The following is a 2,025-nucleotide window of genomic DNA, read 5'->3' on the forward strand; positions in this document are numbered from 1 at the left end:
CCGCCCGCCCGTCCCGGCTGGTGCGCAGGAGCCGGGGGGCCCGGCCGGCCGCCGCCTCGAAGTGGACCCGTACCAGCAGGTCGGCGGCCTCGGTTGCCCGCTCGACCAGGTCCGGCCGGTCGAAGTACGCGCCGCACTCGGCGAGGGCGGCCACGGCCAGGCCGTTCCACGCGGCGACGACCTTGTCGTCCCGGCCGGGCGCGGGGCGCCCGGCGCGCGCCGCGAGCAGCCGCTCCCGGATGGCGGCGATCCGCCCGGAGTCCACCACCGGCCCGTCCTGCGGCAGCTGCAGCACCGACGCGCCGTGCTCGAAGGTCCCCTCCTGCGTCACCCCGAAGTAGGCCGCCGCCAGCGCCCCGTCCTCCGCGCCGAGGACCCCGTCCAACTGAGCAGGGGTCCAGGCGTAGTACGCCCCCTCCGCCGAACGGCCGGTGTCCGGGTCCTCGCTGTCGGCGTCGAGCGCCGAGGCGAAGCCGCCCTCGGGGGTGCGCAGATCCCGGACCATGAAGTCGGCGGTCTCCAGCGCGACCCGCCGCGCCAGATCCGACCCGGTGGCCCGCCACAGATGGGCGTACACCCGGCACAGCAGCGCGTTGTCATAGAGCATCTTCTCGAAGTGCGGGACGACCCACTCCCGGTCCACGGAGTAGCGCGCGAACCCGCCGCCGAGCTGGTCGTAGATCCCGCCGCGGGCCATCGCCTCGCAGGTGTCGGCGGCCATCTGCAGCGCTCCCTCGGCGCCCGTGCGGGCGTGGTGGCGCAGCAGGAACTCCAGCACCATCGACGGCGGGAACTTCGGCGCGCCGCCGAATCCGCCGCGCACGGCGTCGTACTCGCGGGTCAGGCCGAGCAGTGCCCGCGCCTGCTCCTCCGGGCCGGGGGCGCCGGCCCGGCCGTAGTCCAGCTGTCGGCCGACCAGGTCCCGCACGATCCGCTGCGCGACGTCGGAGACCTCCTCGCGCCGCCCCGCCCAGGCCGTGCGCACCCCCTCCAGCACCTGCGTGAAGGAGGGCATTCCGTGCCGGGCCTCGGGCGGGAAGTAGGTGCCGAAGTAGAAGGGCTCGGCGTCGGGGGTGAGGAACACGGTCATCGGCCAGCCGCCCTGCCCGGTCGCGGCCTGCACGGCCTCCATGTAGACGGCGTCGACGTCGGGCCGCTCCTCGCGGTCCACCTTGATGTTGACGAAGTGCTCGTTCATGTACGCGGCGGCCGACTCGTCCTCGAAGGACTCGTGCGCCATCACATGGCACCAGTGGCAGCTGCTGTACCCGACGCTGAGCAGCACCGGAAGATCGCGCTCGCGCGCCTCGGCGAAGGCCTCCGGCGACCAGGGCCACCAGTCGACGGGATTGTCGGCGTGCTGGAGGAGATACGGCGAGGTCTCGTTCGCGAGGCGGTTCGGCATGGTGCCATCCTTGCGCACCGGGCGCGGCCGCGCTCCGCGGACGGCGGTCCGGTGTGCGCAGGCGCCGGGGTCAGGCGCGGTTGCACATGTGGATGGACATGGTGCCGGACATGTCGAAATGGCGGATCCGCAGGTCGGTGCCGTTGTAGGCGACCTCCAGGCGGCCGAACACGTCTTGGGCGCCCATCGGGAACCAGGGGAGCATGATCCCCAGGTTGTCCTTCACCGTCTCGGGCACCTTGTCCGCGGAGGAGGTCGAGACGTCGGGGTCCGTGAGCTCCTTCGGGCCGGTGAGGACCTGGAGGTCCAGCCGGCCGCGGTGCATGGACCAGCGGCCGGTCCAGGTGCCGGCGATGCCGGACCAGACGATCGTCCAGGTGCCGTCCTCGCGGACCGAGGCCCGGCCGGTGTCCTTGCGGCCTCCGATGCCGCCGCCGGGCAGGGTCGAGCGGATCGTCCAGGCGCCCTTGACGAACTCGGCGAAGGCCCGGCCCACCACCCCCGTGGCGGCGGGCGCGGGCGAAGCCGAGGCTGGGGCCGAGGGGGAGGGCGACGCCGAGAGGGAGGGCGACGCCGACGCCGAGGGGGATCCCGTGGCGGAGGGTGAGGCGGGGGTGGTG

General features: G+C 74.0%; 2 protein-coding genes. Both read right to left on the reverse strand.

From position 1 onward, the window contains the following. The coding region (locus HYE82_RS36160; protein ID WP_179178457.1) for a thioredoxin domain-containing protein at positions 1-1,405 on the reverse strand (1,405 nt) is incomplete at its 3' end. Positions 1,406-1,475: 70 nt separating this feature from the next. Beyond that, positions 1,476-2,025: hypothetical protein (locus HYE82_RS36165; RefSeq protein ID WP_218783446.1), on the reverse strand; the 550-nt coding region annotated here is incomplete at its 5' end.

It is taken from the genome of Streptomyces sp. BR123 (assembly GCF_013401435.1).
Lineage (GTDB): Bacteria > Actinomycetota > Actinomycetes > Streptomycetales > Streptomycetaceae > Streptomyces.